Source organism: Kitasatospora sp. NPDC101176, from assembly GCF_044768035.1.
Classification (GTDB): Bacteria; Actinomycetota; Actinomycetes; order Streptomycetales; family Streptomycetaceae; genus Kitasatospora.
On the sequence record NZ_JBIWPA010000004.1, the window covers coordinates 46,237 to 71,428 of the forward strand.

Sequence of the window (25,192 nt, forward strand, 5' to 3'; positions counted from 1 at the left end):
AGATACGCCGCCCTGAATCCCCTCTGCACATGTCCCGATACTCGCCCCGGGGGCCCAGAGCGCCTGGAAGGGCTGTCAGGGGTTCCGGAAGATCGTGGTCCGGTCGGGGCCGGGCCGGCACCGGTCAGCCCCAGGTGTCGCCCGGCCCCTTGCTCCCCGGCGCCCGCAGCCGGCCGTAGCCGCGAGCGGGTGCCGCCGGGCCGAGGACCTTGATGGTGCGGACCGTGCCGTGCCCCAGCTCGTGGTTCAGACGGGCCACCAACTGCTTGGCCAGCCAACGCAGTTGGGTGGCCCATGCGGTGGAGTCGCACTGCACGGTGAGGACCGCGGCGGTGTCGTCGAAGGAGGAGGGGTGGCAGTGCGCGGCGATGTCCGGGCCGACGATCTGCGGCCAGCGGCCCATCACTCCGCCGACCGCGGCCGAGGACTCCCAGCCGCGCTCGGTCAGCAGCCGGTTCAGTGCCGCACCCAGCGGGACGGGGTCGCGGCCGTCCGAGCGGGCGCCGCTGCGCAGGCCGTACCGCTTCGCCTCGCGCTTCTCCCGCACCTGCTCGCCGCGCTGGCGGGCGTTGGCCCGGGCCGCCCGCAGCGCCGAGCGGGCGAGGTCGGCGCCGGTGGGCGCCGCGTCACCGGGCCCGGCGGGCCGCTGCTCCGCGGACTCGCTCACGGCGATCTCCTTTTCCCCAACCTGTGGACAACGGTCGCGGTCGCGCGCCGATGAGCCGTCCAGCCTACGGGAGCGCGCGGGCCCGGGGGACGGGTGTGACGGGTGGGGACCGGACGGACGGGGGCGGCGGCCCGACGGGGGGAGGGGGCCGGGCGCTCGGGTGCCCGGGCGGGCGTTCGGGCGTTCGGGCGGGCGGGCGGGTGTCCTAGGCGTCGATCCGGCGGACGGCGCCGTCGGCGACCGCGAACCGGGCACCGGCCAGCGCCTTCGGCACGTCCTCGGCGACCGCCGCGGTCACCAGCACCTGCTCGCCGTCGGCGACCAGCTCGGCCAGCCGGTCCCGGCGGGCGGCGTCCAGCTCGGCGAACACGTCGTCCAGGATCAGCACCGGCTCCCCGCCGTCGGCGCGCAGCAGCTCGTACGAGGCCAGCCGCAGCGCCAGCGCGAACGACCAGGACTCCCCGTGGCTGGCGTAGCCCTTGGCCGGCAGCGGGCCGAGCTTGAGCACCAGCTCGTCGCGGTGCGGGCCGACCAGGGTGATCCCGCGCTCGACCTCCTGCTTCCGGACCGCCTGCAGCGCCCCCAGCAGCTGTTCCTCGGCCTGCTCCCGGCTGGTCGGCAGCTCGCCCTCGAAGGAGCTGCGGTACTCCAGCGCGGTCTCCCCGCCGCCGGGCGCCAGCCGCCCGTAGGCGGCCGTCACCAGCGGCTGCAGCGCGGCCACCAGCTGGATCCGGAAGGCCGTCAGCTCGGCTCCGGCCCTGGCCAGGTGGCCGTCCCAGACCTCCAGGGTGGAGAGGTCGGCGCCCTTGCCGCCGCCGGCCCGGCGGGCCATCGCGGCGGTCTTCAGCAGGGCGTTGCGCTGCTTGAGCACCCGCTCGTAGTCCTGCCGGACCCCGGCCAGCCGGGGGGCCCGGGCGGTCAGCAGCTCGTCCAGGAAGCGGCGGCGCTCGCCCGGGTCGCCCTTGATGAGGCTGAGGTCCTCGGGGGCGAACAGCACGGTGCGCAGCAGGCCCAGCACGTCGCGCGGGCGGACGTTGTCGGAGCGGTTGATCCGGGCCCGGTTGGCCTTGCCGGGGGCGAGCTCCAGCTCGACCAGCGTGGAACGGCCGCGGTCCACCACCGAGGTGCGGATCACCGCCCGCTCGGCGCCCAGCCGGATCAGCGGCGCGTCGGTGGCGACCCGGTGGCTGCCCAGGGTGGCGACGTAGCCGATCGCCTCGACCAGGTTGGTCTTGCCCTGGCCGTTGGGACCGACGAAGGCCGTCACGCCCGGGTCGAGGGGAACCTCGGCCAGGGTGTACGACCGGAAGTCGGCGAGCGACAGGTGCGCGACGTGCATGGCTGTGGACTGCGCTCGCCTTCTGTGGACGTGCCCGCCCGGGGGAGGGCCCCCGGGCGGCGCGTTTCCTGCTTACTTGGACTCGACCGCGTGGCCGCCGAACTGGTTGCGCAGCGCGGCGATCATCTTCATCTGCGGCGAGTCGTCCTGCCGGGAGGCGAAGCGCGCGAACAGCGAGGCGGTGATCGCCGGCAGCGGCACCGCGTGGTCGATCGCGGCCTCGACCGTCCAGCGGCCCTCGCCGGAGTCGGCGGCCCAGCCGCGCAGCTTGGCCAGGTGCTCGTCCTCGTCCAGGGCGCGGACGGCGAGGTCCAGCAGCCAGGAGCGGATGACGGTGCCCTCCTGCCAGCTGCGGAAGACCTCGCGCACGTCGGTGACCTCGGGGGCGGCCTCGAGCAGCTCCCAGCCCTCGGCGAAGGCCTGCATCATCGCGTACTCGATGCCGTTGTGGACCATCTTGGCGAAGTGGCCGGCGCCGACCGCGCCCGCGTGCACCGAGCCGAAGTCGCCCTCGGGCTTGAGCGCGTCGAAGACCGGCAGGACCTTGGCCACGTGCTCGGCGTCGCCGCCGTACATCAGGGCGTAGCCGTTCTCCAGGCCCCAGACGCCGCCGGAGACGCCGCAGTCCACGAAGCCGATGCCCTTGGCGGCCAGCGCCTCGGCGTGCTTGACGTCGTCGGTCCAGCGGGAGTTGCCGCCGTCGACGACCACGTCGCCGGGGGAGAGCAGCTCGGCGAGCTCGTCGACGGTCGCCTGGGTGGCGGCGCCGGCCGGGACCATCACCCAGACCACCCGGGGGCCCTCGAGCTTGGTGACGAGTTCCTGCAGGCTCTCGACGTCGGAGATGTCCGGGTTGCGGTCGTAGCCGATGACGGTGTGGCCGGCGCGGCGGATCCGCTCGCGCATGTTGCCGCCCATCTTGCCGAGACCGATGAGGCCGAGCTCCATGACCAAGTCCTTACCTGTGGTGACGTGCCTGCCGGCGGCGCCGTTGCCGCACGCCCCGAGCCTACGCGGTGGAGCGGTGCCGGCTCCTGGTGGTCGGGCCGACCGGGGGAGACGTCCACAGGCTGTGCACAGCGGGTGTGCACAGCCTGTGGATCCCGCGCGCGGGGGCTCAGCCGGAGAGGCGGACCGGCATGATCAGGTACTGGTACGCCCGGTCCTCCTCGGCGTCCACCGAGGCCTTGCCGCTGAGCAGGGCGGGCTTGGTCGGGGTGGTGAAGCTGAGCTGGGCGTAGGCGGAGTCGATGGCCTTGAGGCCCTCCTCCAGGTAGCCCGGGTTGAAGGCGATCGAGATGTCGTCGCCCTCGAGGTCGGCGTCGATCCGCTCGGTGGCCTGGGCGTCGTCGCCCGAGCCCGCCTCCAGGGTCAGCACGCCCTGCTCGAAGCTGAGCCGGACCGGGGTGTTGCGCTCGGCGACCAGCGAGACGCGCTTGAGCGCCTCCAGGAAGGGCTGCGTCTGGATCGCGGCGACGGCGCTGAACTCGGTCGGGAAGAGGCTGCGGAACTTGGGGAACTCGCCCTCCAGCAGCCGGGTGGTGGTCCGGCGGCCGGCGCCCTCGAAACCGATCAGGCCCTCGCCCGCGCCGCCCGAGGACAGCGCGATCGAGACGTTGTCGCCGCTGCCCAGGGACTTGGCGATGTCCTGCAGGGTCTTCGCCGGCACCAGGGCCACGGCGGAGATGTCCGACTGCTCGGGCTTCCACAGCAGCTCGCGGACCGCGAAGCGGTAGCGGTCGGTGGCGGCCAGGGTGATCCGGTCGCCCTCGATCTCGACCCGCACGCCGGTGAGCACCGGGAGGGTGTCGTCACGGCCGGCGGCCACCGCGGCCTGGCTGACCGCGGAGGCGAAGACGTCGCCGGAGACGGTGCCGGTGGCGGTGGGCATCTGGGGCAGTGCCGGGTACTCGTCCACCGGGAGGGTGGGGAGGGTGAAGCGCGAGCTGCCGCAGACCACGCTGACCCGCTGGCCGTCGGTGGAGATCTCCACAGGCCTGTTGGGGAGGTTCCGCGAGATGTCGTTCAGCAGGCGGCCGGAGACCAGCACGGTGCCGGCCTCCTCGATGTCCGCCTCCAGCTCGACCCGGGCCGAGACCTCGTAGTCGAAGCCGGACAGCGCCAGGCTGCCGTCCTGCGCCGTCAGCAGCAGGCCGGCCAGCACCGGCACCGGCGGCCGTGCCGGGAGGCTGCGGGCAGCCCAGGCCACCGCCTCCGCGAGGACGTCACGCTCCACCCGGAACTTCACCGGTAACCGCCTCCTGGATCGAGCGCTCCCGCTCGCACTCTGGTTCGTCTGATCTTGATCGTCGGTCTGGCTGTCCGCCGAGCTCTGCCACTCCGCTTCCAGTCGCCGAGGACAGTCTGACGTACTCCGCCGACAGACGGGGCAGACGGGCGGAAGCAACCCGAACAGATGTCGGGGCGCGGTTGTCCACAGATTCGGGGCCCACCCACTTTCAAGCGAGTCGATGGGTCTAAATGTGTAGTGGTAGTAGTAGGGCCTGTGGAAACCGTGGATAACCCCGTTTCCGCAGGTCAAGGCCCGTTTTTTGTCCACAGTGCGTGTGGACGGCGGCTGTGGACGGACAGGGCCCGCTGTGGACAGCGGAGCGTTACCCACAGGGCACGTTGGGTATCCACAGGTTATCCCCAGGGCTTTCCCCAGATCCGGGCCCGGTTATCCACGGGCCTCGGTCAACTTCACGTGACGCCTTTCACACCAGGGTATGAACGGAGCCCCACGGTTGTCGAACTGTGGATCGCGCTGTGGACAACCTGGGGATAACCGGGGTGCCCCTGGGGACAACCGGTGGATAACCCGAACGGCCCACTGGCGGCCCGTCAATTGTCCACACCCTGTGGATAACCGTTGTGCACAAGTCCACAGGCACCTGACCTGCGCGGAAGAGCGTAGCGGTGACGGAGCTGTGGACGAATTCTGGATAACTTCGGACTCCCCGGCCTGTGGACCACGGGTACGGCTCCCACCCTGTGGACAACTGCCCTGCGCGGGCCCGGTTTTCGAATCACCGGTCAGATGTTCGGCGCTGGCTGTGGACTGGTGGAGCGTCCGTCGTGCACAACCCTGCCCAGCCGGTGCCCGGTGCACACCTGTGGATATGCGGAAAGGGCGTCAGGAGCGATCCTGACGCCCTTTCCCGGGGGTGGCCGGCGGCCGGCCCCGGCTAGCTCTTGATGCGGTTGGTCAGCTCGGTGACCTGGTTGTAGATCGACCGGCGCTCGGCCATCAGCGAGCGGATCTTGCGGTCGGCGTGCATCACCGTGGTGTGGTCGCGGCCGCCGAACTGGGCACCGATCTTCGGCAGCGAGAGGTCGGTCAGCTCCCGGCACAGGTACATCGCGATCTGCCGCGCGGTCACCAGCACCCGGCTTCGCGAGGAACCGCAGAGGTCGTCCACGCCGAGTCCGAAGTACGCGGCGGTCTGCTGCATGATGACCTGCGCGGTGATCTCCGGCCCGGCGTCCTCGTCCCCGCCCGGGATCAGGTCCTTGAGGACGATCCCGGCCAACTCCAGGTCCACCGGCGCCCGGTTGAGGTTGGCGAAGGCGGTGACCCGGATCAGGGCGCCCTCCAACTCCCGGATGTTGCGGGTGATCCGGGACGCGATGAACTCCAACACGTCGGCCGGCGCGTTGAGTTGCTCCTGGATCGCCTTCTTGCGCAGGATCGCGATCCGGGTCTCCAGTTCCGGCGGGGTGACGTCGGTGATCAGACCCCACTCGAAGCGGTTGCGCAGCCGGTCCTCCAGCGTGGTCAGCAGCTTGGGCGGCCGGTCCGAGGAGAGGACGATCTGCTTGTTCGCGTTGTGCAGGGTGTTGAAGGTGTGGAAGAACTCCTCCTGCGTGGACTCCTTGCTCGCCAGGAACTGGACGTCGTCCACCAGCAGGATGTCCATGTCCCGGTAGCGGCGGCGGAAGGTGTCCGCCTTGCCGTCCCGGATCGAGTTGATGAACTCGTTGGTGAACTCCTCCGAGGACACGTAGCGCACCCGGGTCCCCGGGAAGAGGCTGCGCGAGTAGTGCCCGATGGCGTGCAGCAGGTGGGTCTTGCCCAGCCCGGACTCGCCGTAGATGAAGAGCGGGTTGTACGCCTTGGCCGGGGCCTCGGCGACCGCCACCGCCGCGGCGTGCGCGAAGCGGTTGCTCGCGCCGATCACGAAGGTGTCGAACAGGTACTTGGGGTTCAGCCGGGCGGCCGGCTCGTCCTTGCGCGAGCCGCCGGCCGGGGGAGCGCCGGGCGGGGCGGGCACGCCGGGGACGGCGGGGCGCTCGGTGGCGCGCTCCGGCGCGGACTTCTCCGCGGGGCGGCCGCCGGCCGGGCGGGCCCCCGGGCCCCGGCGACCGGCGCCGGCCCGGGGCTGCTCGTTCGGGCCGGGGCCGTAGGCGCCGCCGAACAGGTCGCCCTGGGTGGTCGCGGGCGGGCCGGGCAGCGGGCGGGGTGCGGGCCGGCCCGTCGGCTCCTCGGGCTGGCGGTAACCGGGCGGCTGCTCCTGGTACCCGTGCTCGGGGTAGCCGCCGCCCTGCTCCTGGTACCCGTTCTGGTCCTGGTAGCCGCCCTGCTCGGGGTAGCCGGACCAGGCCGGGCCGGGGCCCGGGCCGCCGTAGGGCGCGGGGCGCTGCTCGTAGCCGCCGGTGTCGTAGCGGGGCCGCTCGTAGTCCTGCTCGTAGGGCTGCTGGTAGCCCTGGCCGTCGTAGCCGCCGTCGTCCTCGTCCTCCGCGGACGGGCCGGGGTACGGCTCGGCCGGGGCCTGGGCGGGCGGCGCGGGGGTGGTCGGCACGGCGTTGGCGTCGACCATCACGGCGATCCGGACCGGACGGCTGAGCTCGCGGCTGAGGGCCTCGGTGAGCTGCGGCAGCAGCCGGCCCTCCAGCACCTGCTTGGCCCGCTCGTTCGGGGTCGCCAGCAGGGCGGTGTCGTGCATCATCCACATCGGCTGGGTGCGCTGCACCCACTGCTTGTCCATCTCCCCGACGTCAGGGTCGCTGACCAGCCGCTCGACGACCCTCGCCCAGACCGGGACGAGGTCGCTGTTGACATCAGCCACTGGTGCACGCTTTCTCGGTTCCCCGCGGCTCCAGCAGGGGGGTGGTGGATCAGGAGACAGTGGATCGGCGGGCCCGTCTCCGGCGGACCGACCCCAGGAAGAACAAACCAGACAAGTCCTGCAACGGTAGTCAGCGAACAGAGCCGGATCAAGTCGTTGTCCACAGGCTGTGGGCAAAGGGGGGCGGGGGTGCGTCGGAGCTGGCCGCGCCCCGGGGCCGGTTTGACCCCCGTGCCCCGTCCCGCGTACCGTAACCAGGTCGAGTTGTCGATGGCCGCTGCCGCATGTCCGCGGGTCCACCCGCTCCATAAGGCGCGCAGCACGGGCGCCGTGGATTGCCCCGAACCCCAGCCGAACTGGGGTGATGGGGCCGGATTTCCGAATCAGGGGAGATCACGCGGACGCACGGTGACGGCCAAGCGATTCCCCGTCATCCTACGATTCACCTCAGGAGCCCCCGAGTGAGCAAGCGCACCTTCCAGCCGAACAACCGTCGTCGCGCGAAGACCCACGGCTTCCGGCTGCGTATGCGTACCCGCGCCGGCCGCGCCATCCTGGCCGCCCGCCGTGGCAAGGGCCGCGCCAGCCTGTCCGCCTGATCCGCACCAGAGTCTGTTGTGCTGCCCTCCGAGAATCGGCTGCGGCGGCGCCAGGACTTCGCGACCGCAGTGAAACGCGGTCGCCGGGCCGGCCGGCCCCTTCTGGTCGTCCATCTCAGCAGAGACGGTGACCCCAAGGGGCAGGTCGACCGGACCAGCGACTCCCGCCCGCACGTCGCCGAGGGGACTCCTTCGGCGCGTGCGGGTTTCGTCGTGAGCAAGGCCGTCGGCCCGGCGGTCGTCCGCAACCTGGTCAAGCGCCGGCTGCGGCACCTCGTTCGTGATCGTCTCATCAGGCTGCCCGCCGGTAGCCTGATAGTGGTGCGTGCGCTGCCCCAGGCCGCGACCGCCTCGTACCAGGACCTCGAACGTGACCTGGACGCGGCGCTGAAGCGGTTGCTGAAGGCGGAGCCCGCCATGACGGCGCCGACGGGAGCAGGGCGATGAAGTACCTGCTGATGGGTCTGATCAGGGTCTACCAGTGGACCATCAGCCCACTGCTCGGTCCGGTCTGCCGTTACTACCCCTCCTGCTCGCACTACGGCTACGAGGCCGTGAAGGTGCACGGGGCGGTCAAGGGCGGCGGTCTGACCGCCTGGCGCATCCTGCGTTGCAATCCGTGGACGCCCGGTGGGGTCGATCACGTCCCGCCGCGCAGGCATCCGGTGTGGCACCGGCGGCTGCGAGACTGGCTGAACAGCCGGTCCGCCACCGGACAGCCGGTGACCACCACCCCCGCCGGTCCGGACCCCGAGGGCCCGGCGACCATTGGCCCCGAGGGGCCAATCCACATGTCCAAGGAGCCTGACCGGTGACCTTCTCCTTCCTGAATCCCCTGTACACAGCGGTGTCCTGGATCATCGTCCAGTTCCACTCGCTGTACAGCCACATCTTCGATCCGGACGGTGGCTGGGCCTGGGGTCTGGCCATCGCCTCGATGGTGGTCGTCATCCGGATCTGCCTGATCCCGCTCTTCGTGAAGCAGATCAAGGCGACCCGGGCCATGCAGGCGATCCAGCCGAAGATGAAGGCCATCCAGGAGCGCTACAAGAACGACCGGCAGCGCCAGTCCGAAGAGATGATGAAGCTGTACAAGGAGGCGGGTACCAACCCGTTCTCCAGCTGCCTTCCCATCATCGTCCAGGCGCCGTTCTTCACCGCCCTCTACGGTGTGCTCGCCAAGGTCGCGAAGAACGAGCCGATCGGCGTCATCCACGGCGACCTGCTGGTGAGCGCCGGCAAGGCGCACATCTTCGGCGCCCCGCTGTCCGCGACCTTCCTGGGCAGCACGGAGACCAGCGTCAAGATCGTCACCGCGGTGATGATCATCCTGATGTCGCTGTCGCAGTTCATCACCCAGCGCCAGCTGATGACCAAGAACGTCGACCTCACGGTGAAGACGCCGTTCATGCAGCAGCAGAAGATGCTGATGTACGTCTTCCCGATCATGTTCGCCGTGATGGGCATCAACTTCCCCGTCGGTGTCCTGGTCTACTGGCTGACCACCAACGTCTGGTCCATGGGCCAGCAGCTGATCGTCATCCACAACAACCCGACCCCGGGCAGCAAGGCGTGGGCCGAGCGCCAGGAGCGGCTGAAGAAGGCCGGCCGGCTCAACCCGGACGGCACGGAGATCAAGGGCGCGCTCTGGGGCATGCTGCCCCCGTCGAAGGCCGCCGTCAGCGCCGCCTCGGCCGCGGCCGCGGTGGTGGAGGAGTCCGCCCAGGCCCGCCGCCAGCAGCCCCGCAAGCAGACCAAGGCGCAGCGCCAGCAGGGCGGCCACCAGCCGGCCGCCGACCTGACCAAGGACGCCCCGGCCGAGGAGCCCGCGGACGCCGTTCCGGCCGACGCGGCCGCCGAGCCGGCGCCCGCCCAGCAGGGCACGGCCAAGTCCGGCGGTGCCAAGCCGGCAGCCGGCCGCCAGCAGGGCGCCCGGCAGCAGCCGAAGCGCGGTGGCGGCCAGCGGCCGAAGAAGAAGTCCTGACCCGGACCGCACGCAGAGCTTCGTCCCCGGCCCACCTACCCGGGCCCATCTCCGAAGGAGTCCATCAGTGACGGAAGGCACCACCTCCGCCGTCGAGGCCGAGGCCGCCGCCAGCGCCGACGAGAACCTCATCGCCCGACTGGAGCAGGAGGGCGACATCGCGGCGGACTACCTGGAGGGTCTGCTCGACATCGCCGACCTCGACGGTGACATCGACATGGACGTCGAGGGCGACCGCGCCCTGGTCTCCATCGTCGGTGACGGCAACGACCGCGCGCTGCAGCGCCTGGTCGGCCAGGACGGCGAGGTGCTGGAGGCGCTGCAGGAGCTGACCCGGTTGGCTGTCCACCGGGAGACCGGCGAGCGCAGCCGCCTCATGCTGGACATTGCCGGCTTCCGGGCCCGCAAGCGGTCCGAGCTGGCCACGATCGGCGCTCAGGCCGCCGAGCAGGCGAAGAGCACGGGCGAGCAGGTCAAGCTGCGGCCGATGACGCCGTTCGAGCGCAAGGTCGTCCACGACGCGGTCGCCGCGGCGGGTCTGCGCAGCGAGTCCGAGGGCGAGGAGCCCCAGCGGTGCGTGGTCGTGCTCCCGGCCTGAGCCGGCGGCACGACGACCGGCCGCCGAGGCGGCCGGTGGGTTCACCGGACGCGACCCCGTCCGCCTCGTGCGGGCGGGGTCGTCGTCCCTTCGCGGGGCCCGGGCCCGGCGCGAGATGTTTCACGTGAAACGGTGTGGAGAGCGGGTCGGTGGATCCGGGGATCGGAGAGGTCGAGATGGACACGGAGAACGCGGCCGACGGCCGGCCGGGGGCGGCTGACGTGGATCCGGCCGCCACGGGCCCGGACGCCGGGGCGACGGACGTGCCCGAGCTGGCCGAGGCGCCCGCCGTCGCGCGGGAGGTCTTCGGCGACCGCTACGACGCCGCGGTCCGCTACACGGAGCTGCTGGCGACCGCGGGCGTGCGCCGCGGGCTGATCGGGCCGCGCGAGGTGCCCCGGCTCTGGGACCGGCACGTCCTGAACTGCGCGGTGCTCGCCGAGCTGCTGCCGCCCGGCTCCACCCTCTGCGACGTCGGCTCCGGCGCCGGCCTGCCGGGCATCCCGGTGGCACTGGCCCGGCCGGACGTCTCGGTCACGCTGCTGGAGCCGCTGCTGCGCCGGACCACCTTCCTGGAGGAGGTCGTCCGGGAGCTGGGCCTGGAGAACGTCACCGTGCTGCGCGGCCGCGCCGAGGAGATGGTCGGCAAGCTCGCGGTGGACGTGGTGACCGCCCGGGCCGTGGCGCCGCTGGACCGGCTGGCCGGCTGGGGGCTGCCGCTGCTGCGTCCGCACGGGCAGATGCTGGCGCTCAAGGGCGACAGCGCGGAGCAGGAGCTGGCCGACTCGCGGGCCGGGCTGACCAAGCTGGGCGCGGTCGAGTGGAGCGTCATCGCCGTCGGCGAGGGCACCCTGGAGACCTCCACCCGGGTGGTCCAGGTCAAGGCGGGGGAGAGCCCCGGCGGGGTGAAGGCCGCCACCCGGCGGGCCAAGGCGGCCCGGGCCGGGCGGACCGCGGGCGCGGCCCGGACGGGCGAGCGCGGCCGGAGCGGGCGGCGCCGCGGCCGCTGAGCCGGCCGGGCCCCGACACCTCCGCCGACGGGCGGGCACTTCCCCGGAGGGGGAGCGCCCGCCCGTCGGCGTTCCGGTGACCGTGCGGGGGACGGCGGGTCGACGGCAGGACATCGGAGTGTCGCAACGTCAGATTTCCGACATAGCGGGCATGGTGTTTCACGTGAAACGTCGATCCTTGCTATCCGACAGTCTCGATCTGCGGCTTCGCCGCGGCCTCGGCCTCTTCCGGGCGGCGACTGTTGCCGCTCCGGTTTCACGTGAAACACTGACCCCCATGCAGGACTCGGAGACCGTCGACCAGATCGACGACACGCCCATCGCGCGGGCTGCCCAGGCTGCGGTCCAGGCGATCGGCCGAGCGGGTGAGGGCCTGCCCCGCCCCGCCGCCACCCGGGTGATCGTGGTCGCGAACCAGAAGGGCGGGGTGGGCAAGACCACCACCACCGTCAACATGGCCGCCTCGCTCGCCATGCACGGACTGCGCGTCCTGGTCGTCGACCTCGACCCGCAGGGCAACGCCTCCACCGCCCTCGGCATCGACCACCACGCCGAGGTGCCGTCCATCTACGACGTCCTGGTCGAGGGCAAGCCGCTGGCCGACGTGGTCCAGCCGGTGGTGGACGTGGAGGGACTGTTCTGCGTCCCCGCGACCATCGACCTGGCCGGCGCCGAGATCGAGCTGGTCTCCCTGGTGGCCCGGGAGAGCAGGCTGCAGCGCGCCATTGCCGCCTACGAGCAGCCGCTCGACTACATCCTGATCGACTGCCCGCCCTCGCTGGGCCTGCTGACCGTGAACGCCCTGGTGGCCGGCCAGGAGGTGCTGATCCCGATCCAGTGCGAGTACTACGCGCTGGAGGGCCTGGGGCAGCTGCTGCGCAACGTCGAGCTGGTGCGCGCCCACCTCAACCCGGCGCTGCACGTCTCGACCATCCTGCTCACCATGTACGACGCCCGGACGAGGCTGGCCGCCCAGGTCGCCGAGGAGGTCCGGACCCACTTCCAGCAGGAGGTGCTGAGCACGGCGATCCCGCGCTCGGTGCGCATCTCCGAGGCCCCCAGCTACGGTCAGACCGTGCTCACCTACGACCCGGGTTCGACCGGGGCGCTCTCCTACCTGGAGGCGGCGCGCGAACTCGGGCTGCGCGCGGTGGGCGCCGGAGGCGGCACACTGGTGGGCCAGCAGCGGGACGGCCAGCCGGGGCACGGAGCCCCGGTGGCACAGCACGGTACGACGGAGGGTCATCGGTGAGTGCGCGCAGGGGTCTGGGACGGGGGCTCGGGGCGCTGATCCCGGCCGTCACGCCGGCGGCGAACGGGACGGCACAGCCCGTGGAGGCCGCGCCCGTACCGGCCCCGGTGGCGGCCACCGGCACGGTGTCGCCGGTCGCGGTGCCGGTGCTGCCGACCGGTCGGGGCACGGTGGCGGCCAAGGCCGCCGCGGAGAGCCTGCGGGAGCAGGCCGACCGTGAGGCCGAGCTGGCCGAGGTCGCCGGGGCGCGCTTCGCCGAGCTGCCGCTGGACGCGATCCGGCCGAACCCGCGCCAGCCGCGCGAGGTCTTCGACGAGGACAAGCTCGCCGAGCTGGTCGCCTCCATCAGGGAGGTCGGCCTGCTGCAGCCGGTCGTGGTGCGCCAGGTCGGTGCCGAGCGCTTCGAGCTCATCATGGGCGAGCGCCGCTGGCGGGCCTCCCGGGAGGCGGGCCTGGAGCGGATCCCGGCGATCGTCCGGGCCACCGAGGACGACAAGCTGCTGCTGGACGCCCTGCTGGAGAACCTGCACCGGGCCGAGCTGAACCCGCTGGAGGAGGCCGCGGCGTACGACCAGCTGCTGCGGGACTTCTCCTGCACCCACGACGAGCTGGCCGACCGGATCGGCCGCTCGCGCGTCCACGTCTCCAACACGCTGCGGCTGCTGAAGCTCCCGCCGGCCGTGCAGAGCCGGGTCGCCGCCGGGGTGCTGACGGCCGGGCACGCCCGGGCGCTGCTCGGCGTGCCGGACCGCGAGCGGCAGGAGGAGCTGGCCAAGCGGATCAACGCGGAGGGACTCTCGGTGCGGACCACCGAGGAGATCGTCCGGATGATGGCCCAGGAGGAGAAGCCGAAGCGCCAGGCGCCGAAGGCGGGCAGGATCCTCTCGCCGGCCTTCAACGACCTCGCGAGCCGGCTCTCGGACCGCTTCGAGACCCGGGTGAAGGTCGAGGTGTCGCAGCGCGGCGGGAAGCTGGGCAAGGGCAAGGTGGTGCTGGAGTTCGGTTCGGTGGACGACCTCAACCGGATCCTGGACAGCCTGGCCCCGGGCGAGGACGGTCTGCGGCTGTCGCAGGGCTGAGCCGGGCCGAGGACGGAAACCCGATGGGTGCGTGTCCCACGTGAGCGCCGTTTCACGTGAAACACGCACCCATCGGCGTTTCCGGAGGCATGCTCGACCCGTGACGTGGAGGAGGAGGTGCGGGGCATGGGACGCCGGATCGCTCCGCTGACGCTGGACAACCTCGCCGACCTGCCGACCACCTGCCGCTCCTGCGTGTTCTGGGAGCTGGACCCGGTCAGCGGGCGGGCGGCGGTGGAGTCCGGAAAGCCGGAGCCGGAGAAGGAGGGCTGGATCTCCGCGGTCCTGCTGGAGTGGGGGTCCTGCGGCCGGATCGTCTACGTGGACGACCAGCCGGCCGGCTTCGTGCTCTACGCGCCGCCCGCCTACGTCCCGCGGTCGCAGTCCTTCCCGACCAGCCCGGTGTCACCGGACGCCGTTCAGCTGATGGTCAGCCGGGTGCTGCCGGGGTACCAGCGGCAGGGGCTCGGCCGGGTGCTGGTGCAGACGGTGGCCAAGGACCTGCTGGGCCGCGGGGTGCGGGCGATCGAGGCCTTCGGCTCGGCCGGGCCCGATCCGGTCAGCTGCGTGTTGCCGGCCGACCACCTGCTCGCGGTCGGCTTCAAGACCGTCCGGCCGCACCACCGCTACCCGCGGCTGCGGCTGGAGGCGCGCTCCACGGTCTCCTGGAGGGGCGACGTGGAGGGGGCGCTGGAGCGCCTGCTCGGGGGAGCGCGCAAGGAGCCGGCACTGCGACCGTTCTGACGCCGCCCGGGGCCTCACCGGGCCCGGCGGCGGCCCGGGGGCGGAGCCGGGACGGGCCGGTACGACAGCGGCGGGGCCGGAACGACGACGGCGGGGCTCCCCGAGTGGGGGAGCCCCGCCGTCGTGCGGTCGTCGACCGGTGGACCTAGATGAGGCCGTCCAGCTCGCGCAGCAGCGCGGCCTTCGGACGGGCACCGGTGATGGACTTCACCGGCTCGCCGCCCTTGTAGAGGATCAGGGTCGGGATCGAGATCACGCCGTACTGGGCGGCGGTCGCCTGGTTAGCGTCCACGTCCAGCTTGGCGATGGTCAGCTTGTCGCCGTGCTCGGCCGCGATCTCGTCGAGGATCGGGGCGACCTGGCGGCACGGGCCGCACCAGGTGGCCCAGAAGTCGACCAGGACGGGCTTGTCGCTGTCCAGGACGTCGGCCTTGAACGTCGCGTCGGTGACGGTGGTGGTGGCGCCGGCCACGGGAACTCCTCGGGTTCGGACGGAGGGGGGGGCTGCTGCCGGGTCAACAACGGGTGGGCCCGTTCTGTTTCCGCCCGGCGGGGCGGGGGTGTTCCACGTGGAACACCCCCGCGGGGGGATCGGTCGGTGGCGAGGGGGTCAGACCGCGACGGCGGCGGCCTTGGCCTCCAGGTCGTCCAGCGCGGCGAGGTAGCGCTCGGCGTCCAGGGCGGCGGAGCAGCCGGTGCCGGAGGCCGTGATGGCCTGGCGGTAGGTGTGGTCCACGACGTCGCCGGCGCCGAAGACGCCCGGGACGTTGGTCCGGGTGGAGGGGGCCTCGACCTTGAGGTAGCCCTCGGCGTCGAGGTCCAGCTGGCCCTTGAAGAGCTCGGTGCGCGGGTCGTGGCCGATCGCGATGAACAGGCCGGTGACGGGCAGCTCGCGGGTCTCGCCCGTGGTGGTGTCGCGCAGGGTGACGCCCGTCAGCTTCGGGTCGCCGTGGATGGCCTCGACCGCGCTGTCCCACTCGAAGCGGATCTTCTCGTCGGCGAAGGCGCGCTCCTGCATCGCCTTGGAGGCGCGCAGGGTGTCCCGGCGGTGGATGATCGTGACGCTCTTGGCGAAGCGGGAGAGGAAGGTCGCCTCCTCCAGGGCGGTGTCGCCGCCGCCGACCACCGCGATGTCCTGGTCGCGGAAGAAGAAGCCGTCGCAGGTGGCGCACCAGGAGACGCCCCGCCCGGAGAGCCGGTCCTCGTTCGGCAGGTCCAGCTTGCGGTGCTGGGAGCCGGTGGTGACGATCACGGCGCGCGCCTTGTGGACGTTGCCCTCGGAGTCGGTGACGGTCTTGACGTCACCGGTGAGGTCGACGGCGACGATGTCGTCCGGGATCAGCTCGGCGCCGAAGCGCTCGGCCTGCGCCCGCATGTTGTCCATCAGCTCGGGGCCCATGATGCCGTCCCGGAAGCCCGGGAAGTTCTCGACCTCGGTGGTGTTCATCAGCGCGCCGCCGGCGGTGACGGCGCCCTCGAAGACCAGCGGCTTGAGGGAGGCCCGGGCCGTGTAGAGCGCGGCCGTGTAGCCGGCCGGGCCGGAACCGATGATGATCACGTTACGGACGTCGCTCACTGCATCTCCTGGTTCGCATCGCGACCCGCGCTAGGTGCGGGGAGGGCGGTCCTGCTCCGCCGCCCGGGACAACGACTGACCAGTGTCTCGCATTCCCAGGCGGATCAGTACCAGGTGCCCGCACTGTGGGAGCGGCGTGCCGCCCCGGTCGTCGATCGCATGGGAACCGCCGGGCCAGCTGCCGGGCCGGGGCGGGCAGGCGCCGTGACCGGGGCCGTGACCGGGCGCGGTGGCAGCGGGGCGGAGCGGGGTCAGCGGATCGGGACGGTGCGCTGCAGGACGACCGGGCCGCAGTCGGGGGAGCGCAGGTAGACGTCGGCGAAGCCGGGCCGACCGGGTGACGGGTAGACCAGGAGGTCCACCGGGGCGCCCGCGTAGCTGCCGTGGTCGGTGGCCAGCGGGGTGCCCGCCGCGGGGGCCGGGCAGCCGGACGGGGAGGCGGAGCCGGAGCCCTGGGCGGGGAGCTCCTGCTGCCCCTCGGCGGGCAGCTCGGCGGAGGGCTTGCCCGGCCCGCTCGGGAGCAGGCCGGGGGCGCTGCCGGAGCCGGCCAGCAGCTGCTGGACCTGTGCGGCGAGCTGGTCCTCCCGGTAGACCGGCCCGGCGCTCGCGGCGTGGCCGCTGCGGGGGCTCTGCGGGGCGGCGGTCGTCGCGGGGCCCGCGGCGGTGACGCTCGGGCCCCGGTCGGCCCGGTCGGAGGGCAGCAGCAGGGCTGCGCCCAGGCCGATCGCGGCCAGTGCGGCGGCCGCGCCGAGTAGCAGGCGGGCCCGCCGCCGGCGCCGGGGCCGGGGCCGGCCCGGGCCGGTGGGCGCGGCGGACCGGGCGGGCGGCGCCGGCCGGGCCGCGGCGGACGGCGTGGCGGACGGTGCCGCAGGAGGGTTCGCCGGGGTGGCGCGCTGGGCGTCCGGCCGGGCTGTCCGTGCCGGGTCGGCGGCGGCCGCGGCCAGCGCGGCGTCCAGCCGGGCGGCGACGTCGGCGGGCATCGACGGGGCTTCGACGGCACCCAGCAGCGCCTGGACCTCGCCCAGCGCCTCGACCGTCCCGCGGCACTCGGCGCAGCCGTCCAGGTGCCGCTGCAGGGCCTCGGCGACGTCGGCGGACTCGACCAGTCCTTCCGCGAGGTCGGCGAGCTCGTCGATCTCGGGGTGGGCTCCGGCGGGACCGGAGGGGGAGAGGTGGGCCGTCATCGCGTGCTCGCGTCCCCTTCCAGAATCGTCCGGCCGGTGCCGGGGCCTGTCCCTGTGACGGTGCGGGGGCCCGTCGGGTTCCCCGGGGCGCCGCGCCGGGGTGGCGGGGCCGAGCCCGGACCGTCCGGTGTTTCACGTGAAACGTCCGGCCCGCCCGCGTTCTCCCGCAGGTGGCGGACCAGCGGGAGCAGCCGGGCCCGGCCGCGCGCGCAGCGGCTCTTCACGGTGCCCACCGGGACGCCCAGCACTTCGGCGGCCTCGGCCACCGGGTAGCCCTGCATGTCGACCAGGACCAGCGCGGCCCGCTGCTCGGCGGGCAGTTCGGCGAGCGCCGCGGTCACCTCGCGGTGCACCTCGGCCCGGACCACCGGCGAGTCGGCCGGCTCCGAGGCGCCGACCAGGGTGTCCAGGCGCTGCGGGTCCTCGTCGAGCGGGGTGGTGCGCCGGGTGGCGCTGCGCCGTGCCCGGTCCAGGCAGGCGTTGACCACGATCCGGTGCAGCCAGGTGGTGACGGCCGAGCGCCCCTGGAAGCCGGGGGCGGCGCGGAAGGCGGAGACCAGGGCGTCCTGGAGGGCGTCGGCGGCCTCCTCGCGGTCGCCGAGGGTGCGCAGGGCGACCGCCCAGAGGCGGTCCCGGTGGCGGTTCACCAGGAGGCCGAAGGCCTCCCGGTCCCCGGCGACGTGCCGGGCGAGCAGCGTCGCGTCGTCGTCCGCCACTGTCACCCCTTGCCCCCCTGCCGTCGTCGCGCTGCGCGGGCGTGCGGTCAGCCGAAGACCTTGACCTCGGCGATCTGCCCGCGCCACTTGCCTTCCGTATCCTTCGGCAGACTGGTCAGCCAGATCAAGAGATAACGCGTGTTCGCCGGGTTGCCCAGGGTGAAGTCGGCCGTGGTGCCGGACTGCTTGTCGAGCACCGTGAAGGCCTCGGGCGGGGCCCCGGTCGGGTTGGCGGCGGCCTGGGCACCGGGGATCCGGAGCTCGGCCGTGGTGGTGCCGACGAACTGGACGCTCACCGAGCTGACCGACTGCTGCGAGCCCAGGTCGATGAGCAGGCCGGTGCCGTCCTTGAGCGGGGGCTTGGGACCGAACGGGTCGAAGTACTGCTTGGTCGACCAGGCCGTGGTCGGGTCGCCGTCGAAGGCCTTCGGCAGCAGGTAGGTCGACTCCGGGGAGTCGCCCCGGGGGTTGTACGAGATCGCTTCCTTGACGGGGATCGGCGTCGGCGCGTGCGTCGCCTTCTGGGCCGTCGGCGCGGCGCTGCTGGCGGTGGGCAGCGGGGAGGCCACGGCGCCGTTGTTGTTGCGCATGGCGTCGACGAACTGCCACGAGGCGAGGCCGATGGCGCCCAGCGCGACCGTCCAGGCGGTGGCCTTGACCACCCGGCGCAGCCGCCGCCGGGTCCGGCGGGCGGCGGTCGGCCGGGAGGAGGGCGGCAGCGGGGCGACCGCCGGGTCGGCGACCCGGGAGGGGTTGGGCGCGGTGGGCAGGGAGTGGGTGTTGTGCCGGGGCGGGGCCGGGTAGGCGGGCAGCTCCGGCTCGGGCTGACGGATCCGGGGCATCAGCGAGATCGCCCGGGCCAGCTCCTCCGGGGTGGTGATCGGCGCGGCGTGGTGCGGCGGGTGGTCGAACAGGGCCCTGGCGGCGAGCTCGGACAGGCCCTTGTGGACGCCGGCCCGGACCTGGTCCGGCGCGACGTTCTGGAGGCCCTTGGGGAGCCCCTGGAGGTCGTACCGGTCCTCGGGGTAGGGCCAGCGGTGGGTGAGCGCGGCGAACAGCAGCGCGCCGATCGCACGGGTGTCGGCGCGCTGGGCGTCGTCGGTGTCGTCGTCGGCGGGGAGCCCGCGCAGCGCGGCGTCCACGGCGATGCCGTTGATCCGGTACTGGCCGCTGTCGGTGCGCAGCACGCAGCGCGGGGTGAGCCGCAGGTGGGCCTGGCCGCGCCGGTGGGCGGCCGCGACGGCGTCGGTGACCTGGCGGACCATCTGGTACGCCTCGTGCGGCTCCATCGGGCCGTCGGCGAGCAGCTTGGCCAGGTCGGAGGCGTGCGGCAGCCACTCCCGCACGACGTAGACCAGCTCGCCCTCCTGGACGGCGTCCAGGACCTGCACGAAGCGCGGGTCGCCCAGCAGCGCGGCGGACTTGGCGGCGGCCAGCACCTTGCGCGCCCGCTGGTGCCCGGAGGCCATCAGGTGGACGCCGACGGCGCGGCGCAGCTTCTCGTCGACGGCGCGCCAGCTGCTGAAGGTCTCGGTCTGGGAGATGCACTCCTCCAGCCGGTACCGGTGGCCGATCATGTCGCCGCTGTGCCGCAGCGGCGCGGGGAGGGTGCGGGGGAGGGTGGCGGTGTCGCGCGGGTCGACGGTGGGCTGCGGGTCGGTGGGGCGGCGCCGGGCGGCCGCCGGTTCGGCGGGGGCGGGCTTGCCCCGGGGGGTGCCGGCGGCCAGTTCGGCGGCGATCTCCCGGACGGAGAGCGGAGCGGTGATCTCCGAGGTCTCCTCCCCGGCGGGGGCGGCCGGGCTGTCCGGCCCGTCGTCCGAGTCGTCCGGGGCGTCGTCCGGGGCCGTGTCGCCGGCCTCCCGGTCGGTGCCCGCGGGGGAGTCCGGGGAGGGGGCGTCGGCGGCGCCCGCCGGGGCGGTCTTCCCGCCCGCGAGCCGGTCGATCGCCGCGGCCAGTGCGGCCTCGTCCGCCGCCGCGTCAGCTGCTGACGTGTCGACGACCGCCTTGGTGCCATCAGCCACCGTGGTCCTGCCTCCCCTTGTGTCGCCCCGGCCTGAGAGAGTCGCTGGAGCCCGCGGGTTGGGGGCCCCGTGCTCCAGGACAATTGTGCCCACTCTTCTCCACCGAGTACGACCTCTGAGGGGTCCGCTCGGTTGCATGATGGTGGAGAGATGTGGTGCAGATCCGACACCGGGCCGCCATCTCGCGGGCCCGGTGGGGCGGGGTGCGGAGGGCGGACCGACGGCGGCCGGACGGGCGGCGGGGGCGGTGCCCCCGGTTGACGCCCGGTCAGGGCGCCCGCTCGTCCGGCCGGTTGGTGCGACGGTCAGCGGCCCAGTCGGCCGCGGACCATGCCGAGCATGGCGTTGAGTTCCTCGATCCGCAGGCGTTTCGCGATGAACACAAAAACCACCATCTGGAGACCGCCGGCCAGCAGCACCGAGAGCACGCTGCCCGACCAGCCGCCGAGCACCCGCTGCACCGCCAGGCTGACGCCGAGGCCGATCACCGCGGCCGGCACGCAGGCGGCGGCCAGCCGGCTGTAGGTCTTGCCGATCCGCTTGGTGTCCAGGCCGCCGATCTTCTTCTTCAGCTTCGGCAGCGCGACCGTGACGCCGACCGCGTAGGCCAGGCCGTAGCCGAAGGCCATGCCGATCACGGTCCACTGGGCGGGCAGGGCGAACCAGCAGACGAGCGAGAAGCCGGCCTGGCAGACCGCCACCCAGACGGTGTTGGAGAACGGCGTCCGGGTGTCCTCGTAGGCGTAGAAGCCGCGCAGCATCACGTACTGGGCCGAGTACGGGATCAGCCCGAGCGCGAAGGCCGAGAGCATCAGGCCGACGTTGGTCGCGTCGTCCAGGGCCGTCGTGCTGCCGCCGACCGCGTAGATCGTGCGGCCGATCGCCGGGCCGAGCGACAGGAACAGGAAGGCGCCCGGGACGACCGCCACCGCGGTGGTGCGCAGCCCGTACGACAGGTCGTCGCGGACGGCGCCGGCGTCCTCGTCGGCCGCCGCCCGGGAGAGCCGCGGGAGCACCGCGCTCATGATCGAGACGGTGATGACGGCCTGCGGGAGCTGCCAGATCAGCAGGGCGTTGGAGAAGGCCGAGAGGCCGACACCGCCGTGGCCGCTCTTCTCCGCGGCGCTTCCCGCGGCGGTGGCCAGCTGGGTGATCACCAGGTAGCCGGCCTGGTTGGCGAGCACGAAGAAGAAGGTCCACTTGGCCAGCCGGGCGGCCTTGCCCAGGCCGTGGCCGCGCCAGTCGAAGCGGGGCCGGAAGCGGAACTCGGCGGCCCGCAGGTACGGGATCATCGCCAGGGACTGGACGACGAGGCCGAGCAGGGTGCCGAGGCCGAGCAGCCGGACGCCCTCGGGGGAGATCGTCTCGGGGGTCACCTGGGTGCCGCCGAAGCCGCCGTACACCCAGATGTAGGCGCCGAAGGTGAAGATCACCACGACGTTGTTGAGGACCGGGGTCCACATCATCGCGCCGAACCGGCCGCGGGCGTTCAGGATCTGGCCCATCACGACGTGGACGCCCATGAAGAAGATCGTGGGCAGGCAGTATCGGGCCAGCGCCACGGTGGTGTCGGCGCGGGCCGCGTTCTCCATCATCGGGTGCGCGATCAGCTGCACCAGGAGGGGAGCCCCGAGCACGGCCAGGAAGGCCACGCCGCCGAGTCCGACCATCACCAGGGTGAGCAGCCGGTTGGCGTAGGCGGTGCCGCCGTCCTCGTCGTTCTTCATGCTGCGCACCAGCTGCGGCACGAACACCGCGTTCAGCGCGCCGCCGCCGATCAGGATGTACAGCAGGGTCGGCAGGGTGTTCGCGGCGTTGTACGAGTCACCCATCGTGACGACGCCGATGGCCGCGGTGATCACCATGGTGCGGACGAAGCCGGTGCCGCGGGAGACCAGCGTGCCCGCCGCCATGATCGCGCTGGAGTTGAGCAGGTTGGCGACCTTGCCGCCGCCGGCCGCCGGGGCGGGAGCGGTCGTCTGCGCCTGCTGCGCGGCGCGCTCCTCGGCGACGATGTCCGCCAGCGGCTCCACCGCCGGCGGCACCGCGACGGCGGCCACCTGCATGGTGGCCTCCTCCTCGGAGAGCGGCGGGTCGAACTCGATCGGGGGCACGAAGGGGCGGTGACCGTCCGGTCCGCCGTGCGGCGGCTGCTGCCCCGGGTAGCCGCCCGCCGGCGGGTACGGCGCGGGGGCGGTCGGCGGCGTGCCGAAGGGCGGCACGTGGCCGGCCGACGGGGCCGCCGGCGGGGCCGGGGCGGGCTGGGGCGCCGGCGGCTGGGCGGCCGCCTGCGCCTGGGGCGCGCCGAACAGCGCGTCCACGCCGACGTACTCGGTGGTCTCGCTGTCCCAGGCCGAGTGCGCGGGACCGGGCTCCCACTGCGGCCGGGGCTGCTCGGCGGCACCCCAGCGGTCGCCGCCGGCCGGGGCGTGCGGCTCCTGCCAGGCGGGCTGCGCCGGGGTGTCCCAGCCGGGCTGCACGGGCGGCACGGGGGCCGTGAACGGCGCTGGCGCCACCGGCGTCGGGTAGCCGCCGCCCTGCGGCGGCAGCTGCGGCGGAACGTCGTACGCGGTGGCCTGCGGCTGCGGTGCGGCGGGCCGGTCGGCCCGCAGGCCGTACGGGTCAGGACCGTCCTGCGGGTTGCCGTACGCGTCGGCCGCGTACGGGTCCTGGGCGTAGGTGTCGGCCACGTACCAGTCGCCGGACGGCGACTCGGCACCCGGCCGGCTCTCACCGCGGCCCGGGGGCCGCTCCTCGCTGCGCCCGGTCATGTCACCTCTTCGCTGTCGTGGGGGAGGCCGGCCCGGCGTTGCGGGGGGTCGGCGGTATCAAGGACCAACCTTCTCATCACTGGCGGCCCGATCCCGGCCATCCGCGCTGCTGCCGCGCGGTGTCCGCGCCCGCCCGTCGCCGGTGGTGTCCTGGTCGGCGGCGTCCTCCGGGCGGCCCCCGGCTCCGGCGCCGGTACCGTCGGCGGCGTCGTCCGCGGTCCCGTCCCCGGCCGGCTCCCGGGCGGCGTCGGCCGCCGGGCCCTCCACCGGCTGGTCGCCGTCGGCGTGCGGCTGCCCGGCGCGCCGCTTGCGCTGGCGGACGAAGCGCAGCGCGGCCAGCAGCAGCAGGACGGCGGCGCCCGCGAAGACGTAGAGCACCCCGTTGGTCACCGAGGTGACCTCGACCCGGAAGTTCTGCTCGTCGCCGTACTTCTCCGCGTTGGGGCCGGTGGTCCACAGCTGGGCGGTCATGGTGACCGGCCCGTTGTTGTGGGCCTCGGCCTGGAAGCGGAGGGTGATGCTGGCCGAGGCGGGGATGACCAGCTGCTCCTCGGTTTTCACCTTCAGCCGGTTCGGCTGGGTGGAGGTGAGCACCAGCTTGAGGTTGGTGACCGGCTGGGTGAGGTCGTTGCGGACGCTGACCTGCAGCAGGCCGGTGTCGCCGGAGAGGGTGACCGCGCTCTTCTGCGGCACCCGGACGGCCTCGATCAGTTCGTTCAGGTACACGGCGACGCCGGCGCGGTAGGCCGCCCCGGACGGTGCCTCGGCGCGCCACTCGGTGGACAGCGAGCGGACCATCGCGGCGCTGAAGGGGCCGCGCACCCGCTGCGGCAGGGTGAGCACCCGCATCAGCATGTCCAGGTTGTGCTGGATCCCGTCGGTGCTGGTCAGGGCTGCGGCGGGGAGTTCCGAGGCACGGGCCCGGGTCGGGTAGTCGGTGGCGGGGGGCACGGCCGTGGTGGCCTTCTGGTCCGCCGGGCCCTGGGCCAGGGTGTCCAGCTTGACCGGCGCCAGCCACTTGTCGGACGCCGCGGACAGGGCGCTCGCCAGCGCCTTGGCGGTGTTCACGGTCAGGTCGCGCGGCGGCATCACCAGCAGTCCGCGCTGGTTCTGCGGCTGCTCGTGGGTGATCGTGTAGGTCTCGGCGAGGAAGCGCTGGACGGCCAGGGTCTGCGCCTGCGGGGTGCCGAGGTCGCCCTGGAACAGCCCGGAGACCGTCTCGTCGGCGACCACCGCGTTCTGCCCGTTGCCGATCGGCCGCACCGCGGACGGCGTGTAGGTCATCGAGTCCGGCTCCGGCATGCTCGCGCCGTTGACCAGGACCAGGCCGCTGCCGGACTGCTGGGCGACGCCGGCGATCTGCTGGTCCAGGTAGCCCTGGTACGGCCAGGCCACGTCCGAGCGGGTGTCCACGGACAGCCGGCCCTCGACGGTCAGCCGGCCGGCGGTCGCCGCCTTGCCCAGGGCGGTGCCCATGCCGGCCAGGTCCGCGCCGTTGTGCGCGATCGAGGCGAGGTCCGGGTCGGCGTACGGCAGCGACACCACCTGGGAGCCCTGCTTGGCGACGGCCGCCCGCAGCTTGTCCAGCCAGGCCGTGGCGGCGGCGGAGCCGGTGCCGAGGAAGGTGTTGTCCTCCTTGGCGGGCTTGCCGTCGGCGCCCGGCTTCTGCACCCGGTACGGCTTGGTCATCGCGAAGGCGGTGTCCAGCAGGTCCGGGTCGACCACCCAGGTCAGCCCGTTCAGCTTGGCGCCGGTGTCCACCAGCTCGTAGAGCCGGCCGCCCGGGGCGAACTCGGCGGCCAGGCTGTCGTCCCGCAGCACCGGGACGGTCTGGTCGTTCTCGGCGTAGGTCTGCGCGGCCAGGACGGGCGCGTGCACCAGCGGCCAGAGCGTGGTGACCCTGGTCGGCTGGGCCTCGGCGGCCCCGCCCGGGTTGTACGGCAGGAAGGTCCGGGCGATGCCCAGGGCGCGCTCGCGCGGGTTGTCCGCGGTGGCGCCCCAGGCGTCCACCGCGAGCTCGTAGACGCCGCTCTCGGACATCCCGAGCTCGTTCACCGCGACGCCCAGGGTGTACGGCTGGCTCTGACCGGGGCCGAGCGGGGGCAGGGCGAACTGCGGGCTGTCCAGCTCCACGCCGTCCTGACCGGTCGGGACGGTCCGGCCGGCCACCAGGGACAGGTCGTTGCGCCGCTGCAGCGGCTTGCCCGAGTTGGGTTTGCGGACGGCCGCGTGGGCGTCCTTGAGCGCCGCCTTGCCGGCGTTGGTGACGTGCCCGGTGATGGTGACCACGCCGTTCGGGGCGGCCACCTGCGGCGTCATCGACTCGATGGTCATCACCACCGGGGACTCGGCCGAGACGCCGCTGTCCGCGGCCGGCCGGACGTTGCCGCCCGCGGGCAGCGCGGTGGCCGGGGCGGCCGCCGCGAACAGGGTCAGGGCGGCCCCGCAGGCGGCGGCGAGCCGACGGGCCGCGCGGCGCGCGCGCGTCCCGGGCCCGCGCCCGGCGGGGTCGTCGGCCCGTCCAGACTGTCGGTGCGCCCCCAGGCCCGAGTGCCGTGCCGGCTCACTCACTCGTTCCGCCCT

21 protein-coding genes are annotated in these 25,192 nt (G+C 73.4%); 9 read left to right on the forward strand and 12 right to left on the reverse strand.

Annotation, left to right across the window (positions count from 1 at the left end; translation table 11 throughout):
- Nucleotides 1–124: 124 nt before the first annotated feature.
- The 5 genes from ACIRS1_RS07945 to dnaA form a co-directional block, all read right to left on the reverse strand.
- Complete coding sequence (locus ACIRS1_RS07945) at nt 125–667, reverse strand: DciA family protein (RefSeq protein ID WP_360212880.1); 543 nt, start codon at nt 665–667, stop codon at nt 125–127.
- Between the two features lie 205 nt (nt 668–872).
- On the reverse strand, nt 873–2,006 hold the full coding sequence (gene recF / locus ACIRS1_RS07950; RefSeq protein ID WP_402837797.1) for a DNA replication/repair protein RecF: 1,134 nt from the start codon (nt 2,004–2,006) through the stop codon (nt 873–875).
- A gap of 72 nt (nt 2,007–2,078) precedes the next feature.
- Complete coding sequence (gene gnd / locus ACIRS1_RS07955; RefSeq protein ID WP_360212876.1) at nt 2,079–2,954, reverse strand: phosphogluconate dehydrogenase (NAD(+)-dependent, decarboxylating); 876 nt, start codon at nt 2,952–2,954, stop codon at nt 2,079–2,081.
- Nucleotides 2,955–3,123: 169 nt separating this feature from the next.
- A complete protein-coding gene (gene dnaN / locus ACIRS1_RS07960; protein ID WP_360212874.1) occupies nt 3,124–4,254 on the reverse strand; it encodes a DNA polymerase III subunit beta in 1,131 nt (376 codons plus the stop codon).
- A gap of 940 nt (nt 4,255–5,194) precedes the next feature.
- The gene (gene dnaA / locus ACIRS1_RS07965; RefSeq protein ID WP_402837800.1) at nt 5,195–7,075 is read right to left on the reverse strand and encodes a chromosomal replication initiator protein DnaA; all 1,881 of its coding nucleotides are present in this window, start codon (nt 7,073–7,075) and stop codon (nt 5,195–5,197) included.
- 461 nt (nt 7,076–7,536) lie between these two features.
- On the opposite strand from dnaA, the gene rpmH reads away from it, so the two are divergent.
- The 9 genes from rpmH to ACIRS1_RS08010 all read left to right on the forward strand — a co-directional run bounded on the left by rpmH (nt 7,537) and on the right by ACIRS1_RS08010 (nt 14,341).
- On the forward strand, nt 7,537–7,674 hold the full coding sequence (gene rpmH, locus ACIRS1_RS07970) for a 50S ribosomal protein L34 (protein ID WP_030059672.1): 138 nt from the start codon (nt 7,537–7,539) through the stop codon (nt 7,672–7,674).
- 18 nt (nt 7,675–7,692) lie between these two features.
- Complete coding sequence (gene rnpA, locus ACIRS1_RS07975; RefSeq protein ID WP_360212870.1) at nt 7,693–8,121, forward strand: ribonuclease P protein component; 429 nt, start codon at nt 7,693–7,695, stop codon at nt 8,119–8,121.
- Nucleotides 8,118–8,489 carry a membrane protein insertion efficiency factor YidD gene (gene yidD / locus ACIRS1_RS07980; protein WP_360212868.1) on the forward strand — a complete coding sequence of 124 codons (372 nt, stop codon included), beginning with the start codon at nt 8,118–8,120 and terminating at the stop codon, nt 8,487–8,489. Before rnpA ends, yidD begins: the two co-directional genes overlap by 4 nt.
- Nucleotides 8,486–9,658 carry a membrane protein insertase YidC gene (yidC, locus tag ACIRS1_RS07985; RefSeq protein ID WP_402837802.1) on the forward strand — a complete coding sequence of 391 codons (1,173 nt, stop codon included), beginning with the start codon at nt 8,486–8,488 and terminating at the stop codon, nt 9,656–9,658. Before yidD ends, yidC begins: the two co-directional genes overlap by 4 nt.
- Nucleotides 9,659–9,725: 67 nt before the next feature.
- Nucleotides 9,726–10,256, forward strand: coding sequence for a R3H domain-containing nucleic acid-binding protein (locus tag ACIRS1_RS07990; RefSeq protein WP_360212864.1), 531 nt, complete (start codon nt 9,726–9,728; stop codon nt 10,254–10,256).
- Between the two features lie 176 nt (nt 10,257–10,432).
- A complete protein-coding gene (rsmG, locus tag ACIRS1_RS07995) occupies nt 10,433–11,266 on the forward strand; it encodes a 16S rRNA (guanine(527)-N(7))-methyltransferase RsmG (RefSeq protein ID WP_402837804.1) in 834 nt (277 codons plus the stop codon).
- Nucleotides 11,267–11,570: 304 nt separating this feature from the next.
- A complete protein-coding gene (locus tag ACIRS1_RS08000; protein ID WP_402838197.1) occupies nt 11,571–12,518 on the forward strand; it encodes a ParA family protein in 948 nt (315 codons plus the stop codon).
- On the forward strand, nt 12,515–13,597 hold the full coding sequence (locus tag ACIRS1_RS08005; RefSeq protein WP_360212858.1) for a ParB/RepB/Spo0J family partition protein: 1,083 nt from the start codon (nt 12,515–12,517) through the stop codon (nt 13,595–13,597). Before ACIRS1_RS08000 ends, ACIRS1_RS08005 begins: the two co-directional genes overlap by 4 nt.
- A 126-nt stretch (nt 13,598–13,723) precedes the next feature.
- Nucleotides 13,724–14,341: a GNAT family N-acetyltransferase gene (locus ACIRS1_RS08010; protein ID WP_360212856.1), complete on the forward strand. Its 618-nt coding sequence runs from the start codon at nt 13,724–13,726 to the stop codon at nt 14,339–14,341.
- Nucleotides 14,342–14,486: 145 nt separating this feature from the next.
- Here the strand turns inward: ACIRS1_RS08010 and trxA are convergent, their stop codons facing one another.
- The 7 genes from trxA to ACIRS1_RS08045 all read right to left on the reverse strand — a co-directional run bounded on the left by trxA (nt 14,487) and on the right by ACIRS1_RS08045 (nt 25,180).
- On the reverse strand, nt 14,487–14,813 hold the full coding sequence (trxA, locus tag ACIRS1_RS08015; protein ID WP_360212854.1) for a thioredoxin: 327 nt from the start codon (nt 14,811–14,813) through the stop codon (nt 14,487–14,489).
- Between the two features lie 138 nt (nt 14,814–14,951).
- Nucleotides 14,952–15,917 carry a thioredoxin-disulfide reductase gene (gene trxB, locus ACIRS1_RS08020; protein ID WP_360212852.1) on the reverse strand — a complete coding sequence of 322 codons (966 nt, stop codon included), beginning with the start codon at nt 15,915–15,917 and terminating at the stop codon, nt 14,952–14,954.
- A 251-nt stretch (nt 15,918–16,168) separates the two neighbouring features.
- Complete coding sequence (locus ACIRS1_RS08025; RefSeq protein WP_402837808.1) at nt 16,169–17,101, reverse strand: hypothetical protein; 933 nt, start codon at nt 17,099–17,101, stop codon at nt 16,169–16,171.
- A complete protein-coding gene (gene sigM / locus ACIRS1_RS08030) occupies nt 17,098–17,817 on the reverse strand; it encodes an RNA polymerase sigma factor SigM (RefSeq protein ID WP_402837810.1) in 720 nt (239 codons plus the stop codon). Before sigM ends, ACIRS1_RS08025 begins: the two co-directional genes overlap by 4 nt.
- A 47-nt stretch (nt 17,818–17,864) precedes the next feature.
- Nucleotides 17,865–19,838: a serine/threonine protein kinase gene (locus ACIRS1_RS08035; protein ID WP_402837812.1), complete on the reverse strand. Its 1,974-nt coding sequence runs from the start codon at nt 19,836–19,838 to the stop codon at nt 17,865–17,867.
- Between the two features lie 305 nt (nt 19,839–20,143).
- Nucleotides 20,144–22,609, reverse strand: a complete 2,466-nt coding sequence (gene murJ / locus ACIRS1_RS08040) for a murein biosynthesis integral membrane protein MurJ (RefSeq protein ID WP_402837814.1) — start codon at nt 22,607–22,609, stop codon at nt 20,144–20,146.
- A gap of 57 nt (nt 22,610–22,666) precedes the next feature.
- Entirely contained in the window at nt 22,667–25,180 is a 2,514-nt protein-coding gene (locus ACIRS1_RS08045) for a DUF6049 family protein (RefSeq protein ID WP_402837816.1), read from the reverse strand.
- Between the last annotated feature and the right edge of the window lie 12 nt (nt 25,181–25,192).

Coding starts and splice junctions, on each gene's coding strand:
- gnd (WP_360212876.1), bottom strand. CDS start 2,954: ATGGAGCTCGGCCTCATCGGTCTCGGCAAGATGGGCGGCAACATGCGC.
- ACIRS1_RS08010 (WP_360212856.1), top strand. CDS start 13,724: ATGGGACGCCGGATCGCTCCGCTGACGCTGGACAACCTCGCCGACCTG.
- yidD (WP_360212868.1), top strand. CDS start 8,118: ATGAAGTACCTGCTGATGGGTCTGATCAGGGTCTACCAGTGGACCATC.
- rsmG (WP_402837804.1), top strand. CDS start 10,433: ATGGACACGGAGAACGCGGCCGACGGCCGGCCGGGGGCGGCTGACGTG.
- murJ (WP_402837814.1), bottom strand. CDS start 22,609: ATGACCGGGCGCAGCGAGGAGCGGCCCCCGGGCCGCGGTGAGAGCCGG.
- recF (WP_402837797.1), bottom strand. CDS start 2,006: ATGCACGTCGCGCACCTGTCGCTCGCCGACTTCCGGTCGTACACCCTG.
- ACIRS1_RS08025 (WP_402837808.1), bottom strand. CDS start 17,101: ATGACGGCCCACCTCTCCCCCTCCGGTCCCGCCGGAGCCCACCCCGAG.